We start from the raw sequence: 18,521 nt of genomic DNA on the forward strand, positions 1-18,521 counted from the left end.
ATAGAGATCAAAGAGTAAAGCCGCTAAATAGACGCAAAAATAGGGCCTTATTCTCCCATCAAATTCCCTCACTCCGCAGAATAATACCCTGCCTACTTTTGTAAGCCGCAGACCTTCCAAGAAAAGGCTCTGATTGAATACATTTCGCTGATAGCGCGTCAGGGAGTTCGTTTTGCAAGATATCAATTTATCCCGGGATTTTTTCCCGGCTCAACTGAAAGACAAGGTAAGCACATGAACGCTTCAGCCAACGGTAGCGCTGGCACCACAGCAAAAAGCGGGGATGGCGGTTTCGCTAGCATAGTGAATCGCCTGCGTGCTAACCCCAAAATTCCACTGCTCATTGCCGGTGCAATTGCTATCGCCGTTATTGCAGTACTGGCTCTGTGGGCTAAATCACCTGATTATCGGGTACTTTATAGCAACATCAGCGATCGGGACGGCGGTGCCATTGTCACCCAGCTCACCCAGATGAACACTCCCTATCGCTTCACGGATAATGGCACCGCGCTGTTAATTCCGGCGGAAAAAGTCCATGAAACGCGCCTGCGCCTCGCGCAGCAAGGTCTGCCGAAAGGGGGAGCCGTCGGGTTTGAGCTTCTGGATCAAGAAAAATTTGGCATCAGCCAGTTCAGTGAACAAATCAACTATCAACGCGCGTTGGAAGGCGAACTTTCTCGCACCATCGAAACATTAGGCCCCGTTCAGACGGCCCGCGTCCATTTAGCACTACCAAAACCGTCACTCTTTGTTCGAGAACAAAAGCAGCCCTCAGCTTCCGTTACCTTAAATCTGCAACCAGGCCGCGCTTTAGATGAAGGGCAAATCAACGCTATTGTCTATATGGTATCCAGCAGCGTTGCAGGCTTACCCGCGGGGAATGTCACCGTTGTCGATCAAGGTGGACACCTGCTGACACAGTCAGACGGCACGGGGCGCGATCTCAATGCCACTCAGTTAAAATATGCTAATGAAGTCGAAAGCCGAATTCAGCGCCGCATCGAGGCCATCTTGCAGCCGATGGTCGGCAACGGCAACGTGCATGCACAGGTCACCGCGCAGATTGATAATGCGGTTCGTGAGCAGACCGACGAAGAGTACAAGCCGAATCAGGGTGCCAATCAGGCGGCGGTGCGTAGCCAGCAACTGAGCGACAGCTCTCAGTCCGGTGGCCAACTCTCTGGCGGCGTTCCTGGCGCATTGACCAATCAACCGGCTCCACCTCCGACCGGGAATATCACCAATCCTCCGCAGGCGGGCGCAAATGCAAACGGTGCCAATGCGGCGAACGCCCAGCGCCCTGCTTCCACCATTGACACCAACGGTCGCCGGAGTAGCTCCTCATTCAATGCACGCCGCGATGAAACCATCAACTATGAAGTCGATCGTACCATCCGTCATACCCAGCAAAAAGCGGGCAATGTCGATCGTCTGTCGGTAGCCGTCGTCGTTAACTATGCTACCAACGCCAGCGGCAAAAGCATTCCGTTAACGCCACAGCAAATCGAGCAGGTCACGTCGCTGGTTCGCGAAGCCATGGGCTTCTCGGCAACGCGCGGCGACACGTTAAACGTGGTCAATACGCCATTTACCGCCGATGTTGAAGACAGCAGCGATGTGCCATTCTGGCAACAAGCAAGCTTCTTTGATCTGTTGATGACGTTGGGCCGCTACCTGTTGGTACTGATTGTCGCCTTCATTCTGTGGCGCAAACTGGTCAAACCGCTGTTGAACAAACAGCTGGCTAATGCGCAGACGGCCCGTCGGGTTGAGCCTACGCCAATTGTCACCACGCCGGTTCAACCAACCAAACCAAGTAATGAAGAAGTGCAGAATCGTCGTAAAACACAGCAGCGTGCCACCGCTGAACAGCAGGCACAGCGTGTCCGTGATATGGCTGAGCAAGACCCTCGCGTGGTTGCGCTGGTCATTCGCCAATGGATGAGTAACGAGCAATGACCATGACCCCAACTGAAAAAAGCGCCATTTTATTAATGACCATCGGTGAAGACCGTGCGGCGGAGGTGTTTAAGCACCTCTCTACTCGCGAGGTGCAGCATCTCAGTACCACGATGGCGACCATGAGTCAGGTTTCTCACCAGCAGTTAGGCGAAGTGCTCAACGAGTTTCAAGACGAAGCCGAACAGTACGAAGCGCTCAGCGTCAACGCCAGCGACTATCTACGGTCGGTATTGGTGAAAGCGCTAGGTGAAGAGCGCGCCTCTAGCCTGCTGGAAGACATACTGGAATCGCGCGAAACCGCCAGCGGCATCGAAACGCTCAACTTTATGGAGCCGCAGGCCGCAGCCGATATTATTCGCGATGAACATCCGCAGATCATCGCCACTATTTTGGTACATCTAAAACGTGCTCAGGCCGCCGATATTCTGGCTCAGTTTGACGAACGCCAGCGCAATGACGTGGTACTGCGTATCGCAACCTTCGGTGGCGTTCAGCCAACGGCGTTACAAGAACTGACCGAAGTGCTTAACGGTCTGCTAGATGGTCAAAACCTCAAACGCAGCAAAATGGGCGGTATCCGCACGGCGGCTGAGATTATCAACCTGATGAAAACCCAACAGGAAGAGTCGGTTATTGAAGCCATGCGTATCTACGACGGTGAACTGGCGCAGAAAATTATCGACGAAATGTTCCTGTTCGAAAATCTGGTCGACGTCGACGATCGCAGCATTCAGCGCATCTTGCAGGAAGTGGAATCCGAATCTCTGCTTATCGCCCTCAAAGGCGCCGACGAAGCGCTGCGTGAGAAGTTTATGCGCAATATGTCGCAACGTGCGGCCGATATTCTGCGTGACGATCTCTCCACGCGCGGACCCGTTCGTCTATCGCTGGTAGAAAGCGAACAAAAAGCGATTCTGCTGATCGTTCGTCGATTAGCCGAAAGCGGCGAAGTGGTGATCGGCGGCGGTGAGGATGCTTATGTCTAATCCTCCAAACCCGAAAGACGGATTCCGTAAAGCGGTCTTCCCCAAAGCCACCATTGAAGAAACCAATCAGCAATGGCAGCGCTGGGAGATGCGTGACTTTTCAGCGCCGCGTAAGCCCAAAATGCCTGCGTTCAAAATGGATCCACTGCCCCCTGCAGCGGAGTCCACCCCCGCAGTTATTGCACAGGCTGAGCTGGAACAGCTACGCGAAGATGCCCAAATGCAGGGCTATCAACACGGATTGCAGCAAGGCGAAAAACAGGGCTACGACACCGGCTTCCAACAAGGTCTCAACGAAGGCCGCTCTCAAGGATTGCAGCAGGCGCAAACTGAGCAACAGCCTATACTTGACCATTGGCGACAGCTTGCCCAAGAGTTCCAACATTCATTGCAGGCCATGGACAATGTGATTGCCGCACGCCTGATGCAGATGGCGTTGACCGCCGCTAAGCAAATCATCGGTCAGTCGCCGGTGTGCGATGCCAGCGCGGTGCTACAGCAAATTCAGCATTTAATTAATCAAGAACCGCTGTTTAACGGCAATTTACAGCTACGCGTCAATCCGCAAGATTTGCCGGTTATTCAGCAACAGCTCGGCGTACAGTTAGAACAGCAAGGCTGGCGCTTACTTGCCGATACCCAGCTCCACCGCGGCGGCTGCAAAATCAGCGCCGAGGGCGGCGAACTTGACGCCAGTATTGCTACCCGCTGGCAAGAATTGTGCAAACTGGCTGCGCCGGAGTTGCCATTATGACCCAACGCCTTAACACGTGGTTGCGCACCTTAGACGCGTTTGAAAAACGCATTCCGCAGATCCCCACAGCGCGGCGCTATGGTCGTTTAACCCGAGCAACAGGGCTGGTTCTCGAGGCCAGCGGTTTACAGTTGCCCATTGGCGCAACGTGCCTGATTGAGCGGTATGACGGCGTAAAAATTCAGCAGGTTGAAGCCGAAGTCGTTGGCTTTAATGGGCAACAACTGTTTCTCATGCCGTTAGAGGAAGTTGACGGCATTGTGCCTGGCGCACGCGTTTGCTCCCAAAGCGGCGGTTTACAGTCGGGCGGGAAACAACTTCCGCTTGGCCCCATGTTGCTGGGACGCGTACTCGACGGCGGCGCTAAACCCCTCGATGGGCTGCCGCCGCCGGAAGAGGCCGATCTCGGTGGGCTCACCACGCTGCCTTTTAACCCTTTGCAGCGTACGCCGATCGTTGACGTCCTCGACGTAGGCGTTCGCGCCATCAATGCGCTGCTGACCGTGGGACGTGGGCAGCGTATGGGGCTTTTTGCCGGTTCCGGCGTGGGTAAAAGCGTGCTACTCGGCATGATGGCACGTTATACGCAGGCCGATGTGATCGTCGTGGGGTTGATTGGTGAACGTGGTCGTGAAGTGAAAGACTTTATCGAGAATATTTTGGGCGACGAAGGCCGTAAGCGTTCGGTGGTTATCGCCGCGCCGGCCGACGTATCTCCCCTGCTACGTATGCAGGGCGCTTCATACGCCACACGTATTGCCGAAGACTTTCGCGATCGCGGCCAGCATGTGTTGCTGATCATGGATTCCCTCACCCGCTATGCCATGGCGCAGCGTGAAATCGCACTGGCTATCGGTGAACCGCCAGCGACCAAAGGTTATCCACCGTCGGTATTTGCCAAACTACCGGCGCTGGTTGAACGTGCGGGTAATGGCACGCACGGAGGCGGTTCGATCACCGCGTTTTACACGGTACTTACCGAGGGTGACGATCAACAAGACCCTATCGCCGACTCGGCGCGGGCAATTTTGGATGGGCACATTGTTCTGTCACGCCGTTTAGCCGAGGCCGGACACTATCCGGCCATCGATATTGAAGCATCGATCAGCCGAGCCATGACGTCGCTTATCAGCGATGACCACTACGCCCGTGTCAGACGCTTCAAACAGCTACTTTCAAGCTATCAGCGCAACCGCGATCTCATCAGCGTAGGCGCTTATGCCAAAGGCTCCGATCCGCTATTGGATCAGGCCATTACACTTTATCCGCATTTGGAAGCGTTTTTGCAACAAGGGATCTTCGAGCGCAGCGGCTATGCCGATGCCTGCTCAAGTCTTCAGGCTTTGTTCCCCGCATAGGGCACTAAATAGGCATCTCTGCACGCTGAATTCGTTCAGTACACGCGCAGAGGTAGGAGGTAAAAATGTCTTCACCCATGGGCACGCTACGTGACCTTGCACAGCAAGATGTTGATGATGCCACCACCGCACTAGGCAAGTCTCAGCAAGCGTTTTTACATGCAGAACAGCAGCTTACTATGCTGCTCAATTACCAAGATGAATACCGCCAGCGTCTCAATCAGGGGATGAGCGGTGGGATGGATGCGTCCAGTTGGCGTAACTACCAGCAGTTTATTCGCACCTTGGATCAGGCAATTGATCAGCATCGCCTACAGTTAAATCAATGCAATGTCAGACTCGCAACCGCCACGCGCTGCTGGCAGGAAAAACAGCAACGCCTAAATGCGTTTTGCACGCTCCACGAGCGCCAAGAGCATCAGCTAAAGATGCAGCTCAATAAACAAGATCAAAAACGGATGGATGAGTACGCCCAGCGTGCCGCCATGAGGAGAGAAAAATCATGACGTCCCCACTGCTCGCTGTTGCGATGACGAATCCTACAGCAGCCAATGCGAGTGCCCCGTCGGCTAAATCAGCGAAGAAAGCGGCTGCACCTTTCTCTAACGTGCTGTCTCAAGCACACTCACAGAGCAAAGAGAATCGAGCGCCACACGCGACAACCACTAAATCAGGTTCCGGTTTAGCCGAAAAAACAGACCTTAAAACGTTGCAGGCGGCGCTGGCCAAAACATTACAAAATCAGTCCGCTAAGGGCGAAGATACGCAGAAATTATTGGGTCAACTGGCGACGCTGGATCCAAAACAGCAGCAAAAACTACTGGCATCACTCAGCGCCTCTCTCGCAGATAAAAAAACGGCGGACAAAGACGATCATCTACAAACGTTGACGGAAACGGTCGCAGACAAAGGCACTGAACAAGCGGGACAAGCCGCCATCAGCGCCTTGTTTGCTATGCTGCCCGATGCACTGCCAAAAGTTGCCGCGTCTGACACCGCAGACAGCGCTGAAATCAACATGGCGCTGAATACCACTGCATCCGAGCGCGCAGATCCTCTTATGAACCTGCTGACAGGCGAAGATAAAAAAGAGGCCAAACTGGATCTTGGAACCTTATTAAAATCTGATAAGCCAAGCGCCGACGCAGATAGTCAGCAATTAGACCTCTCCTTAGCGGCGGTGCCGAGTAAAAAGAGCGATCCTTCAGTGCTCAAATCGAGCGTTGAAACCAGCGCGGCCCCGTTAAACACCGCCGAGATCCCGCTGAAACTTGCCCCTCAACTCGAGGATGCTCGCCTTCCGCGCAGCGATCTCAATCTTTCGCAGCAGCCTACGCATACGCTAAGCCAAGCGATGCACAATATTGCCGTGAGTAGCCCCGTTGTAGCACCGCAAACAACCGCGGTCCCAGCCGCACCGATGCCAACGCCGGTGCTTAATGCGCAGTTAGGCAGCAGCGAATGGCAGCAGGCATTAGGCCAGCAAATCTTGATGTTTAATCGCAGCGGCCAGCACAGCGCCGAACTGCGCCTGCATCCACAGGATTTAGGATCGCTGCAAATCAGCCTACGCATCGATGACAACCAAGCGCAGCTGCACATGGCATCGGGGCATAGTCAGGTACGCGCCGCGCTGGAAGCCGCCCTCCCCCAACTGCGCACCGCGCTGGCGGATAGCGGTATTCAGCTAGGACAAAGCAGCGTCGGCAGCGAAGCCCAACCGCAGTGGAGCGGTGGCCAGCAAAACGCCTCCGACCGACAGGCCACTTCCGGTGGATTTAGTGTGGATGGGAATACCGACGATAGAATCGTTACTGCCAGTGCATCGGCTAAGTCGGTGAGAGTTGGGGGAGTGGATATTAGTGTTTAAATTTCATTTCATTTAATTAAATTGAGTGGAGTGTGGGGTAAGGTTTCGTTCGTTTAGCTTATATGTGGTTGCGATGTAAGGTTTCGTACGCCTTTCTCTATGAGATATGGTGTAAGGTTTCGACCGCCTATCAATAACCGCTTTCATATGTAGCCAAGTCGAAGGCGTCCGATGAGAGCCCCGTTGCGCGGGGGCTCTCAACTCGCGCGCTTTTATCCGAGACGCCATTTCCGCTACGGTTTGGTATCGCCCATCCAGGGCGCCCCAAACTCCGCCGGTACATCCCTGTACCGGCGGCTCTCCCTACCAAGACTTAAACTAAAAAACAGATAGAGTTTTTGTCTGTTGTCTGTTGTCTGTTGTCTGTTGTCTTTTTCCTTTTGGGTTTTGGGTTTTGGGTTTTGGGTTTTGGGTTTTGGGTTTGACCTTTTCCGGCACGTTGTTTTTCAGCCGAGTAGAGGAATGCAGGCTAGGATTCGCCGACAGGGACGTCGGCGAAAGAACGGAGGAGCCAGGATGGCGATTGCCGTTCGTTCCGTTAAAGCCGGAATGACGAAATGAGGGAACCTGCGAAGCAGGCTGAAGAACGGTGCCAAGCCGGGTTGTTAGGGGGCGGCGATTGGCCCCCTAACACGGACGCCAGCAAGATGTATATGTCTGGCTGGATATATTAGGCGTACGTAATATGCACCATGACTAAGATACCTCAGCAGTAGCAATCAAACAGCCCAAACATTAACCATCCGCGTGGCATCCACCACAATTAACCCCATTTTCACCCTCTATTCCCCCCATTGAACACCCGCGAGGCAAGGATAATAACAGCACAAGCAAAATTCATGTGCGCTTCTTCGCACCGTAACAGGAATCATCCCCTTATGTCTGAAACCACACTCCCCAAGAACACTAAGCGGCGTGCCAAATGGGTATGGATACTGTTAATTCTTATTGCTGCGGGTGCGGGTGGCGGTTTTTATGGCTGGAAATATTATCAGCACCAAGAAACCCTCGCCGAAAGCAAACCGGTTCCACCGCCGATGCCGGTATTTATGCCTCTCGATACCTTCACCGTTAACCTGATCAGCGACGGCGAAGATGCCGATCGTGTGCTTTACATCGGCTTAACCCTGCGTTTGCCCGATGAAGCCACACGTAAACGTATGAACGATTATCTGCCTGAAATGCGCAGCCGTTTACTGATGCTGCTTTCGCGCCAACACGCCGCCACACTAGCCAGTGAACAGGGTAAAACTCAGTTAATGACTGATATTAAAGCCGTGCTCATGCCGCCAATTGCTCCCGGTCAGCCAAAGCAGATCGTTAGCGACGTGTTGTTTACAGCCTTTATCCTGCGGTAATCACTATGTCTGATAGCATTCTGTCACAGGCCGAAATTGACGCGTTGCTGAACGGCGATAGCGACAATGGAAAGCCTGACAACGAAGTTCCGCTCGCGGGAAGCGAAAGCGACGTTCGCCCCTACGACCCGACCACTCAGCGTCGGGTGGTACGTGAACGTCTGCAAGCACTGGAAATCATCAACGAGCGCTTTGCCCGTCAGTTTCGTATGGGGCTGTTTAACCTGCTGCGCCGTAGCCCTGATATCACGGTCGGTGCGGTTAAAATCCAGCCCTATCATGAGTTCGCCCGTAACCTTCCGGTGCCAACCAACCTCAACCTTATTCACCTCAATCCGTTACGCGGCACCGCGCTCATGGTGTTTGCGCCAAGCTTAGTGTTTATGGCGGTGGATAACCTGTTTGGTGGCGATGGTCGTTTCCCAACCAAAGTCGATGGCCGTGAGTTCACCCATACCGAACAGCGCGTGATTAAACGCATGCTGCGCTTGGCGCTGGATGCCTATCGCGATGCGTGGAGCGCCATTTATAAACTGGAAGTGGAATACGTTCGCTCTGAAATTCAGGTGAAATTCACCAATATCACCACCTCACCTAACGATATCGTGGTCACAACGCCTTTCACGATTGAAGTGGGTGCGCTGAGCGGCGAGTTTAATATCTGTATTCCTTTCTCGATGATTGAGCCGCTGCGCGAGCTGCTGGTTAACCCACCATTAGAGAACTCGAAACAAGAAGATCAGCACTGGCGCGATACGCTCAGCAAACAGGTTCAGCACTCTGAGCTGGAGCTGGTGGCCAACTTTGTTGATATTCCTTTACGCCTGTCGGAAGTGCTTAAGCTTCAGCCTGGCGATGTATTACCGATTGAAAAACCTGAAAAACTTATCGCCAATGTGGATGGTGTGCCGGTTTTAACCTGCCAATACGGCAGCCAAAACGGCCAATATGCACTGCGCGTAGAACGATTAATCAACCCTATTTTAAATGCTCTGAGCGAGGATCAGCCCAATGAGTGACGTCAACAAGCCGTCTGCCGAAGGTCATGACGACGCCGCCGACCTGTGGGCGGAAGCGATGAACGAACAGCAAACCACCGAAAACACCTCGGCGGGAAATGCTGCGGATGAGATTTTCCAAAATCTTGATAATCCATCACCGTTGGCCGGCAATCTGCACGATATCGATTTGATTTTAGATATTCCGGTCAAACTGACGGTGGAACTAGGCCGTACCAAGATGACGATCAAAGAGCTGCTGCGTTTGTCGCAGGGTTCAGTGGTGGCGCTTGACGGTCTGGCCGGCGAACCGTTGGATATTCTGATTAACGGTTATCTGATTGCCCAAGGTGAAGTGGTAGTGGTTGCCGATAAGTTTGGCGTCCGTATCACCGACATCATTACGCCGTCTGAACGCATGCGTCGCCTGAGCCGCTGATGATCCCCGCCACTTCAACGTCCACCAGCGCTCCCGCGGCACCCGCCGTGGCAACGGGCAGCGTGCTGACACAGGTTGGCAGTACGCTGGGCGCCATACTGCTGCTGATTTTGATAATCGGTTGGCTGGTTAAACGCTTAGGTTTCGCGCCTAAAAACAGCCGCAGCAGCATGCTCAACGTACGTGCAAGCTGTTCGCTCGGCGCACGTGAACGCGTGGTGGTGGTTGAAGTGGATAATCAATGCTTGGTGCTCGGCGTCACCAGCCAGAGCGTCACGCATCTGCATACTTTCACCGCTCCCCTTGCTGAAGATGAATCCGTTGAGAAAAAACAGGACTTCAGCCAGATCTTCAAGCAGGTGATACAGCAACAATTTGGTAAGCGCGGAGATAAGTCTTAATGCGCACTCAGCGTTTAATCCTTGGCCTTGGAGCCATAACATTACTTCTGGCTAGCCCACTGGCGCTGGCGCAGCTGCCCGGCATTATTTCACAGCCGCTGGCAAACGGCGGACAAAACTGGTCGTTGCCGGTTCAAACGCTGGTTTTCCTCACCTCGTTAACGTTTTTGCCCGCCGCATTGCTGATGATGACCAGCTTTACCCGCATCATCATCGTGTTGGGATTATTACGCAGCGCATTAGGCACACCGTCGGCGCCACCCAATCAGGTGATGCTAGGGCTGGCGCTGTTTCTCACCTTTTTCGTGATGTCTCCGGTGTTTGATAAAATTTATCAGGATGCCTATCAGCCTTTTAGCCAAGACAAAATCACCATGGACGTCGCCATGGATCGCGGTGCCCAGCCGCTGCGCGAATTCATGCTGCGCCAAACCCGTGAAACCGATCTGGCGCTGTACGCTAAATTAGCCAATTTGCCACAGATGTCGGGGCCAGAAGACGTACCAATGCGCATTCTGCTGCCCGCTTATGTCACCAGCGAGTTAAAAACGGCCTTTCAGATTGGCTTCACTATTTTCATTCCTTTTTTGATTATCGACCTGGTGGTTGCCAGCGTGTTGATGGCGCTCGGGATGATGATGGTTCCACCGGCCACCATTTCGCTGCCGTTCAAATTAATGCTGTTTGTCTTAGTCGATGGTTGGCAGCTGTTATTGGGCTCGCTAGCGCAGAGTTTTTACAGTTAACCGCCCCACTCACTGAGTAAAAAATATGACTCCAGAATCCGTAATGGCGCTCGGTTATCAGGCAATGAAAGTGGGATTGGCTTTGGCAACGCCGTTACTGTTGGCTGCGTTGATCAGTGGTTTGGTGATCAGCTTGCTGCAGGCTGCCACACAGATTAACGAAATGACGCTGTCGTTTATTCCTAAAATTCTGGCCGTATTCGCGACCATGGTCATTGCTGGGCCGTGGATGCTCAGCCTGTTACTTGATTACATGCGCACCCTTTTCACCAGTATTCCCTCCATCATCGGCTAACGCGCACGATGATTTCATTTGATACCTCCCAACTGGCCTTATGGCTGGGGCAATATTTCTGGCCGTTTGTGCGTATGCTGGCGTTGATCAGCACCGCACCGCTGCTGAGTGAAAAAGCCACCACTAAAAAGACCAAGGTTGGTTTGGCGATGGCAATTACTTTTCTGCTGGTGCCTAATTTAGGCAGCAATCCAACGCCGGTAGTCAGCATTAGTGGTCTATGGCTGGTTACCCAGCAAATCTTGATTGGTGCCGCGCTCGGCTTAACCATGCAGTTTGCGTTTGCCGCCGTTCGCCTCGCGGGTGAAGTGATTGGTTTGCAAATGGGGCTTTCATTTGCCACGTTCTTTGACCCTTCCGGCGGCCCCAACATGCCGATTTTGGCGCGCCTGCTTAACCTGCTGACCATGCTGTTATTTCTTAGTTTTAACGGTCATCTGTGGATGATTTCAATTCTGGCAGACAGTTTTCAAACCCTGCCCATCAGCGAACAACCGCTTAACGGCAACGGTTTTTTGATGCTTGCTCAGGCCGGTAGCCTGATTTTCATTAATGGGCTGATGTTGGCGCTTCCCCTTATTACCCTACTTCTGGCGCTCAACACCGCGCTGGGGCTGCTCAATCGCATGACGCCACAGCTCTCTATTTTTGTGGTGGGTTTCCCCCTCACGCTCACCATCGGCATGCTTTCGCTTAGCCTGATGATGCCAATGCTGGTGCCCTTCAGTGAGCATCTCTTTAGCGAAATTTTCGAGCGCTTAACCCAAGTGATCGGCGGCATGCAGGGGTTGTAATTTCCCCGCTGCGCGTAACTCGCTTGCATAAAAAAGCCCCGCTATTGTTAGCGTAATGACGTTCGTTTAAGCGTTCGAGATACACGGGGCTAGCACACCGCGGGGCGCTCCGGCAGCTAAAGCTGCTACGACCCCATCGGTGTACTTCCCCTAAAATCACGCTTAAGTGAACAGCATTACACTATTGCCAGCGGGGGCTTTTTGTTTATACCAAGCAGGAGGGATACCGTCTAAATCATTGGCGCTGCGGCAAGGCGGCAAGAATACACAGCCAACACAGGCGCTGCGCCAAGTATGACGGAGATTAGCGAATCATCTGGAACAGAGACATCCCCTGCATATCCGTAAACGCTTTATACGAAGCCTGCAGCGAAACCTGACGCAGGCTGTAGTCTGAAATCGCCTGATACCAATCTACGTCCTGCGTTTGGCTAATACGACCGGTGTAGGTCATCGCCCGCTCGCTGCCGACCGCATCCAGAGAATCCAGTTCTTTGAGGTTAGTTCCGAGCTCGGCACGCACCTGCGAGACGTTATTCAAGGAGTTACGCAGACCGCGGTTGGCTGAGTCAAGCGCATCGCTCACGCCCTTTTTCACCGTTTCATCCGCACCGGCGATAGGCGTTTTCAGCGCATCAATCGCCTTTTGTAGGGTGCTAAAGATATCGCTATTCACCGAGCCATCGGGTTCTTTTACCGGATTGCTGGAAGCCTGTTGGAAAACATCTGAACCGGTGTGGCTGATGGTCATATCGCGCGCCGCATCAACTTTTTGCGTCACGGCGGTATCACCGCCCTTATAAGTCACGGTCACGCTACCGGTCACCGGATCGGTCACTTTCTCGAAAGGCGCAGTATCATTTTTGAAACCAGCAAACACGTAGCGACCATTGCCGTCGGTGCTGTTGGCCAGATTCAGTAGCTGATCGCGAATACCTTCCAGCTGTTTGGCAATAGAAGCGCGGTCATCGTCGCTTTTGCTGCCTGAAGAGGCACCGTCGACCAACACCGGCGTGGCGTCTTGCAGGGAGGAGGTCACCTGCTGCAATACGCTCTCTTCTAGCGACACACCCTGACGCGCATAGCCGCGCGCCATTGTATACTGGTCGTTTTGAGCCTGAGCTTGCTTTAAACCCACCAGTTGCGATGCCGCTAGCGGATCGTCTGACGGGTTGATTACCCGCTTGCCGCTGGAAAGCTGCTGGCCAACGCGCTGCCATTCAGACTGTGCATCGGTGATACCACCCATATTCTGTTGGTACATCATGCTGGTGCTAAGACGCATGGAATAACATCCTTCTTATCGAATATTAAGCAGAGCGCTAAATAGCGTCGTCGCCGTCTGAATAACCTGCGCATTTGCCTGATAATACTGCTGGAAACGCATCAGATTGCCGTACTCTTCATCAAGATTCACACCTGAAACCGACTGCTGTTGCAGAGCCAGCTGTTTCACCACGTTGCCCTGTGCGGTGCTATCCACTTTTGCACTGTTGGTTTGATTACCCACCGTACCAACTAAACCCGCATAGGCTTCGTTGAAGGTTGATTTGCCCCCCACGGTTTGCGCTTTTTGCAGATCCAGCATTTTCTGGGCGTTGGTGTTATCCCCTTTGCCGGTGGAATCAATCACCAAGTTGCCGCCTGCATCATACTTCGGCGTACCCGCACCGATTTTAGCGGCATCTGTGATCGCCACACCAAAACCCTGTACGGCGCTCGAGGTGGTTTTCAACGTGAAGCTATCGCTTTTTGACGCGGCTGGCGCAACCGTCACTTCCAAACCATCAAATTTCAATTTGCCATTCGCATCAGGCGCTAGATTGGTGATTTTGCTGTTGTCGGAAAGGCGCGTTATCTGCCACTGGCCATTTTTGTCATATTCCAAACGGTAGTCCGTTGCCTTGGTTTGGCTAATGTCTGTATAGGTGGCCGAAATGGATGCACCTGCCGCTTGGTTATTATTGCTGTTCGCGTAAGAAGAAGGCTGACCGATGGTGAAGAAAGGCTCGTTGGTCGTGAGATCGCCATTCAGATCGACACCGGCCTGCTGAACTTTATTAAAGCTATCGGCCATGGAAAGCGCGATTTGCCCAAGCTGGTTGCGTGCGTTATCCAATGCGCCGCTGCGGAACTGCAATATACCGCTCAGGCTACCGCCGGTGATGCGGCCCTCGGGCACTTCGCTGGCCGCACCTGAACCTCGGTTATAGCCAATGGTCAGGCGCTGAGGGTTGGCGCTTGACGGAATAGCTTCTAGTTTGTAGCTAGTTCCACCCTGTACCAGCGATAAACCACCGGCAAACGAGACGCTCATTGAGCCCTCTTGCATGGTGATTTCGACATTCGCAATCTGATTCAGCTCGGTGGCCATCTGATCGCGCAGGTCGAGAAGATCGTTTGGTGCGTTGCCACCGCTTGCGCCGGTAAGACGTGAGATTTGATCGTTAAGGCTGGCAATCTGTTTGGTGTAATTATTGATCTGTTCAACGCTGTTACTGACGGTCAGGTTGGCGTTGCTTTCAAGATTCTTCAGATATTCGTCTGTGGTTTTAAACTGATTCACCAAGCCGTTAGCCTTGGCTAATACGGTTTGACGCGCGGCCGGATCGCTAGGGTTGCTGACTAAATTTTGCAGGTTAGAGAAGAAGTCCTGCATATTCGCCGACAGGCTGTTGTTGCTATCCGCCAACAGGTTATCAATTTGCGATACCTGCTGGTAATACGCGGTGGTTGAGGCGTAATCGCTCTGCCCTTGGCGCAGTTGGTTAACGATAAACGAGTTATATTCGCGGTTAATCCCGCTCACGTTAACCCCGTTACCGATAAAGCCCGTTGGCGTGCTGGTTCCGCCGCTCTGTGCAAAGCTGACGGTTTGGCGGTTATAGCCTTGGGTGTAAACATTGCTCAAGTTATTACTCGCGACGCTCAGCGCGGTCTGTGCGGCGCTTAGTCCACTCATTGCGCTGTTGATTAAGTTAGCCATTCGGGTTCCTTTAAACTTAAAAAAGCCTCACGTCATCACGCGGCAAGGCTCTTGTTGTTGAAGTTGTTATCGGCGGGGTGGAGGGAAACTTGAGGGGAAAATCATCGCCTCTAACGATTTTTCCTGCCACCGATGGTGATCAATAACGGTGTGATATTCCGCCGCCTTCGTGTATGCAACGGCGGTGTAAGGTTTCGTTCGCCGGTCAGTATTTGTGTTTGCATAAAAGCGCTGGCGTAGGCGACCGAGTCGGGTGCGCCAGCGCGCGCACCCAACACCCGCGCGCTTTATTCGAAACGCCATTTCCGCTCCGGTTTGGTATCGCCCATCCAGGGCGTCCCAAACTCCGCCACGACATCCCTGTCGTGTCGGCTCTCCCTACCAAGACTTAAGCTCTACAAATTGTTCGTCTTTTTGTGTTCAATGAAATTCATTTTAGAACTGCCAACAGGGATGTTGGCGGTAGGTTGAGGGCGCACAGGACGTGCGCTCCAAGACCGGTCGGTCAAACAACTCGGTAAAAAGCGCGAGAGTCGAGAGGTTGCGCGCTGGCAACCTCTCGTCGGACGCCTACACCAACGGCTCCACGGGAACTCAAATGCTGACCGGCGTACGAAATCCATCACCTCTCAGCCCCTAAAACAACTTCTCCAAATCCGTGGTATAAGCCTTCACCGCCTGTGCGCCGGCGTTTTTAATCTGCCCTATCACCTGCACTAATTTGCTGGCGTAGTTCGGGTCAGTGGCGTAGCCCGCTTTCTGCAAAGCGTGCGCGGCCTGCTCTGGCGTATTGGCATTGGCGACGTTGGCATAGCGTGGATTATTGGTAATCAGCTGAACGTAATCGCTGATCGCCTCCAGATACGATCCATAAACACGGAACTTGGCCTTCACTTTGTGTGCCGCCCCGTTCTCATATTCGGTGGTAGCGATCTCCGTGGTTGGGCCGTCCCAGCTTTTCCCAGCTTTAATCCCAAACAGGTTGTAGCTGCGCGAACCATCCGGCGTAGGAATTTCACGCTGCCCCCAGCCGGACTCCAGCGCGGCCTGCGCCACAATCAGCTGATGTGGTATCCCGCTTTGCTGGCTGGCGACCCGTGCCGCACCGCTTAACTGGGTGACAAACTCCCCGTTGTTGGTTGGCATCGGTGAACCATTCTGCGGAATACGCGGCATCGCACGGCGCATCACCTGCTCGAGCGCCCGAACCGGCATACTTTGGATAGTCTCGCCATCCAGCGCCATCGGGGTGCTTCCCACGCTGTCTGGAATAGTTGTTTTACTGCCGGAAAGCTGCTGAACCAGCATATCGGCAATGCCTAAGCTGCCCGACATCTCCTGCGCGATCTGCTGGTCATACATCGACGTATACAGCTTGGTTTGTTCGGTGCTTAGCTCCCCATCCTGAGGCAAGGCCGCACGCATGCTTTTCAGCATCATTTGCACGAACACCCCTTCCATCTGCTTAGCGGTTTCACGAATCGCTTGATCCGACCCCGCAGCCGTATGGCGTTTGAGCTGGTTTAGCGCCTGCGCGTCATACGCCGCACTTCCTAGAGAGAAGCTATCATTCATCAGATAATTTCCAATTTGGCACGTAAACAACCGGCACTTTGCATGGCTTGCAAAATCGACATCAGATCGTTAGGCGTTGCGCCCAACGCGTTCAATGTGCGAACCACGCTGTTGAGGTTGGCGCTAGAGCGAACCTGCTGAAGCGAGCCCTGTCCCTGCTGAACCGAAATCTGCGTATTTGGCGTTACCACGGTTTGCCCACCGCCAAACGGAGTATTGGGCTGGCTGACGGTGTTTTGACGATCCACCACTACCGACAAATTCCCCTGCGCAACGGCACAGGAATCCAGCTCAACGTTACGGTTCATGACCACCGAACCGGTACGCGAGTTAACGATAACCTTGGCGTCAAAGCTGCCGACAGAAACTTCAATGTTCTGAATATTCGCCAACACCCGCACCTGATTACTGCTGCCCTGCGGCACCAAAACCTGCACGGTACGGGCATCTAACGGCGTAGCCGACCCCATTCCGCCAAAACGGTTAATCGAATCGCTGATCCGCTGTGCCAGACTGAAATCTTCGTCATTAAGCTGAAGATTGATGATATTGCTGTTACCAAAGGTGCTGGCAATTTCACGTTCAATAGTGGCACCACCGGTAATACGCCCCCCCGCCAGCTGGTTCACCTGTACGCTGCTGCCGCCCGCCGAGGCTCCGGCTCCGCCAACTAAGACGTTGCCCTGCGCAAGCGCATAAACCTGATTATCAACCCCTTTCATCGGCGTCATCAGCAACGTACCGCCGCGCAGGCTTTTCGCATTACCCATCGAAGAAACGACGACGTCAATGTTTTGCCCCGCACGCGAAAACGCGGGCAGCTTGGCGGTCACCATCACCGCCGCCACGTTTTTGAGCTGCATGTTGGTCCCCGCTGGCACGGTAATTCCCAGCTGTGACAGCATGTTATTCAGGCTTTGGGTAGTAAATGGGGTTTGCATGGTTTGGTCACCCGAACCATCTAGCCCAACCACCAACCCATAGCCGATAAGGGCGTTATCACGTACGCCCTGAACGGTCGTGAGATCACGAATACGCTCGGCGCTCGCGCTTTGTGCGGCGAGGCTAAGACACACTATCAACCCAACCAATAGCGTTTTTGTCTGGTATGCCGCACGCATAGAGCCATATTTCAGTAAGCTCATTTTTATAAAACCATTCCTTATCAACATAGGGTCAGACCTTATTAATACGGTGAAAGGTTGAGGAAGAACCGCTGCAACCAACCCATGTTTTGCGCTTCGTTGATATACCCGCTGCCGACATATTCGATGCGAGCATCAGCCACCTGCGTGGAAACCACGGTGTTGCTGCCGCTGATGGTGCGAGGATTCACAACGCCGGAGAAACGAATAAATTCGGTGCCTTGGTTAATCGCTATCTGTTTTTCGCCCACCACTTTCAGGTTGCCGTTGGCTAAAACTTCCGCCACGGTCACGGTAATAGTGCCGTTAAAGGTGTTGTTGGCGTTGGCTCCGCCTTTACCGCCAAACTGGTTGTCGCCCGACATATTCATATCGGCACGCGCGTTGCCAAACAGTCCTTCCAGATAGCGCGGCGTGGTCGCCACTTCAAAGCTGGATTTGCCGTTACGGCTGGCGTTCGCCGAAGAGCTTTTGCTGGCGCTAACGTTTTCTTGCAGCGCGATGGTGAGCGTATCGCCAACGTTGCGCGGACGGCGATCCTCAAACAGCGGCTGGTAGCCGTAGTTCATCGGCTGCACGCTTTGGAAAATAGAACCATTGGCAATTGGCGGTGCCGCCGGTGCCGGTGAGGCCGTGGTGGTTCCCTTCACGATTTGATCGTGAGGAATGTAGGCACAGCCGGAAAGCAGTAAAGCCGCACTCAATGCGGCACTGATAATAAGTTTGCTTGAAACCCCCTCCCAGCCTCCCCCTTTACAGGGGAAGGAGCCGATCGCGTTCCTACCGTCCCCTGACATACGGGGTAAGGTGGGGTTATAGCGTACGTCTGATGTCTCAATAAACATGCGGCTATC

18 protein-coding genes are annotated in these 18,521 nt (G+C 53.5%); 13 read left to right on the top strand and 5 right to left on the bottom strand.

Features of this window, described 5'->3' with window-relative positions; all coding sequences use genetic code 11:
* The first annotated feature begins 234 nt into the window (after positions 1–234).
* From fliF to fliR, 13 genes are all read left to right on the top strand, one after another.
* Positions 235–1,959, top strand: a complete 1,725-nt coding sequence (fliF, locus tag AB3Y96_RS13665; RefSeq protein WP_367299440.1) for a flagellar basal-body MS-ring/collar protein FliF — start codon at positions 235–237, stop codon at positions 1,957–1,959.
* On the top strand, positions 1,956–2,948 hold the full coding sequence (gene fliG / locus AB3Y96_RS13670; RefSeq protein ID WP_025796729.1) for a flagellar motor switch protein FliG: 993 nt from the start codon (positions 1,956–1,958) through the stop codon (positions 2,946–2,948). Before fliF ends, fliG begins: the two co-directional genes overlap by 4 nt.
* Positions 2,941–3,702 (top strand): flagellar assembly protein FliH, encoded by a 762-nt coding sequence (fliH, locus tag AB3Y96_RS13675; RefSeq protein WP_072307752.1) that lies wholly within the window; start codon positions 2,941–2,943, stop codon positions 3,700–3,702. The genes fliG and fliH overlap by 8 nt, the downstream gene beginning before the upstream one ends.
* Complete coding sequence (gene fliI, locus AB3Y96_RS13680) at positions 3,699–5,060, top strand: flagellar protein export ATPase FliI (RefSeq protein WP_072307751.1); 1,362 nt, start codon at positions 3,699–3,701, stop codon at positions 5,058–5,060. The genes fliH and fliI overlap by 4 nt, the downstream gene beginning before the upstream one ends.
* 65 nt (positions 5,061–5,125) lie before the next feature.
* Positions 5,126–5,566: a flagellar export protein FliJ gene (gene fliJ, locus AB3Y96_RS13685; RefSeq protein WP_040046484.1), complete on the top strand. Its 441-nt coding sequence runs from the start codon at positions 5,126–5,128 to the stop codon at positions 5,564–5,566.
* Positions 5,563–6,930, top strand: a complete 1,368-nt coding sequence (locus AB3Y96_RS13690; protein ID WP_367299441.1) for a flagellar hook-length control protein FliK — start codon at positions 5,563–5,565, stop codon at positions 6,928–6,930. Before fliJ ends, AB3Y96_RS13690 begins: the two co-directional genes overlap by 4 nt.
* Before the next feature lie 878 nt (positions 6,931–7,808).
* Positions 7,809–8,288 (top strand): flagellar basal body-associated protein FliL, encoded by a 480-nt coding sequence (fliL, locus tag AB3Y96_RS13695; RefSeq protein WP_072310149.1) that lies wholly within the window; start codon positions 7,809–7,811, stop codon positions 8,286–8,288.
* 5 nt (positions 8,289–8,293) lie between these two features.
* On the top strand, positions 8,294–9,307 hold the full coding sequence (gene fliM / locus AB3Y96_RS13700) for a flagellar motor switch protein FliM (RefSeq protein WP_063586879.1): 1,014 nt from the start codon (positions 8,294–8,296) through the stop codon (positions 9,305–9,307).
* A complete protein-coding gene (fliN, locus tag AB3Y96_RS13705; RefSeq protein ID WP_025802268.1) occupies positions 9,300–9,725 on the top strand; it encodes a flagellar motor switch protein FliN in 426 nt (141 codons plus the stop codon). The genes fliM and fliN overlap by 8 nt, the downstream gene beginning before the upstream one ends.
* Positions 9,725–10,126, top strand: coding sequence for a flagellar biosynthetic protein FliO (gene fliO, locus AB3Y96_RS13710; RefSeq protein ID WP_072310147.1), 402 nt, complete (start codon positions 9,725–9,727; stop codon positions 10,124–10,126). The genes fliN and fliO overlap by 1 nt, the downstream gene beginning before the upstream one ends.
* A complete protein-coding gene (gene fliP / locus AB3Y96_RS13715) occupies positions 10,126–10,872 on the top strand; it encodes a flagellar type III secretion system pore protein FliP (RefSeq protein ID WP_025802272.1) in 747 nt (248 codons plus the stop codon). The genes fliO and fliP overlap by 1 nt, the downstream gene beginning before the upstream one ends.
* Positions 10,873–10,897: 25 nt before the next feature.
* The gene (gene fliQ / locus AB3Y96_RS13720) at positions 10,898–11,167 is read left to right on the top strand and encodes a flagellar biosynthesis protein FliQ (protein WP_008813840.1); all 270 of its coding nucleotides are present in this window, start codon (positions 10,898–10,900) and stop codon (positions 11,165–11,167) included.
* Between the two features lie 8 nt (positions 11,168–11,175).
* Positions 11,176–11,961, top strand: a complete 786-nt coding sequence (fliR, locus tag AB3Y96_RS13725; RefSeq protein WP_367299442.1) for a flagellar biosynthetic protein FliR — start codon at positions 11,176–11,178, stop codon at positions 11,959–11,961.
* Positions 11,962–12,265: 304 nt separating this feature from the next.
* Here fliR and flgL read toward each other — a convergent pair whose 3' ends face one another.
* The 5 genes from flgL to flgH form a co-directional block, all read right to left on the bottom strand.
* Positions 12,266–13,246 (bottom strand): flagellar hook-associated protein FlgL, encoded by a 981-nt coding sequence (gene flgL / locus AB3Y96_RS13730; protein ID WP_072310144.1) that lies wholly within the window; start codon positions 13,244–13,246, stop codon positions 12,266–12,268.
* Positions 13,247–13,261: 15 nt separating this feature from the next.
* Positions 13,262–14,947, bottom strand: a complete 1,686-nt coding sequence (gene flgK / locus AB3Y96_RS13735; protein ID WP_367299443.1) for a flagellar hook-associated protein FlgK — start codon at positions 14,945–14,947, stop codon at positions 13,262–13,264.
* Positions 14,948–15,583: 636 nt separating this feature from the next.
* On the bottom strand, positions 15,584–16,522 hold the full coding sequence (flgJ, locus tag AB3Y96_RS13740) for a flagellar assembly peptidoglycan hydrolase FlgJ (RefSeq protein WP_367299444.1): 939 nt from the start codon (positions 16,520–16,522) through the stop codon (positions 15,584–15,586).
* The gene (locus AB3Y96_RS13745; RefSeq protein ID WP_367300324.1) at positions 16,522–17,643 is read right to left on the bottom strand and encodes a flagellar basal body P-ring protein FlgI; all 1,122 of its coding nucleotides are present in this window, start codon (positions 17,641–17,643) and stop codon (positions 16,522–16,524) included. The genes flgJ and AB3Y96_RS13745 overlap by 1 nt, the downstream gene beginning before the upstream one ends.
* Before the next feature lie 65 nt (positions 17,644–17,708).
* Positions 17,709–18,512, bottom strand: coding sequence for a flagellar basal body L-ring protein FlgH (gene flgH / locus AB3Y96_RS13750; RefSeq protein WP_247650303.1), 804 nt, complete (start codon positions 18,510–18,512; stop codon positions 17,709–17,711).
* Positions 18,513–18,521: the final 9 nt, after the last annotated feature.

Source organism: Hafnia alvei (assembly GCF_964063325.1).
Taxonomy (GTDB): domain Bacteria; phylum Pseudomonadota; class Gammaproteobacteria; order Enterobacterales; family Enterobacteriaceae; genus Hafnia; species Hafnia alvei_B.

Bases quoted from the DNA above. Each gene is read 5' to 3' on its own strand.
- fliF (WP_367299440.1), top strand. From the start codon at position 235: ATGAACGCTTCAGCCAACGGTAGCGCTGGCACCACAGCAAAAAGCGGG.
- fliG (WP_025796729.1), top strand. From the start codon at position 1,956: ATGACCATGACCCCAACTGAAAAAAGCGCCATTTTATTAATGACCATC.
- fliH (WP_072307752.1), top strand. From the start codon at position 2,941: ATGTCTAATCCTCCAAACCCGAAAGACGGATTCCGTAAAGCGGTCTTC.
- fliI (WP_072307751.1), top strand. From the start codon at position 3,699: ATGACCCAACGCCTTAACACGTGGTTGCGCACCTTAGACGCGTTTGAA.
- fliJ (WP_040046484.1), top strand. From the start codon at position 5,126: ATGTCTTCACCCATGGGCACGCTACGTGACCTTGCACAGCAAGATGTT.
- AB3Y96_RS13690 (WP_367299441.1), top strand. From the start codon at position 5,563: ATGACGTCCCCACTGCTCGCTGTTGCGATGACGAATCCTACAGCAGCC.
- fliL (WP_072310149.1), top strand. From the start codon at position 7,809: ATGTCTGAAACCACACTCCCCAAGAACACTAAGCGGCGTGCCAAATGG.
- fliM (WP_063586879.1), top strand. From the start codon at position 8,294: ATGTCTGATAGCATTCTGTCACAGGCCGAAATTGACGCGTTGCTGAAC.
- fliN (WP_025802268.1), top strand. From the start codon at position 9,300: ATGAGTGACGTCAACAAGCCGTCTGCCGAAGGTCATGACGACGCCGCC.
- fliO (WP_072310147.1), top strand. From the start codon at position 9,725: ATGATCCCCGCCACTTCAACGTCCACCAGCGCTCCCGCGGCACCCGCC.
- fliP (WP_025802272.1), top strand. From the start codon at position 10,126: ATGCGCACTCAGCGTTTAATCCTTGGCCTTGGAGCCATAACATTACTT.
- fliQ (WP_008813840.1), top strand. From the start codon at position 10,898: ATGACTCCAGAATCCGTAATGGCGCTCGGTTATCAGGCAATGAAAGTG.
- fliR (WP_367299442.1), top strand. From the start codon at position 11,176: ATGATTTCATTTGATACCTCCCAACTGGCCTTATGGCTGGGGCAATAT.
- flgL (WP_072310144.1), bottom strand. From the start codon at position 13,246: ATGCGTCTTAGCACCAGCATGATGTACCAACAGAATATGGGTGGTATC.
- flgK (WP_367299443.1), bottom strand. From the start codon at position 14,947: ATGGCTAACTTAATCAACAGCGCAATGAGTGGACTAAGCGCCGCACAG.
- flgJ (WP_367299444.1), bottom strand. From the start codon at position 16,522: ATGAATGATAGCTTCTCTCTAGGAAGTGCGGCGTATGACGCGCAGGCG.
- AB3Y96_RS13745 (WP_367300324.1), bottom strand. From the start codon at position 17,643: ATGCGTGCGGCATACCAGACAAAAACGCTATTGGTTGGGTTGATAGTG.
- flgH (WP_247650303.1), bottom strand. From the start codon at position 18,512: ATGTTTATTGAGACATCAGACGTACGCTATAACCCCACCTTACCCCGT.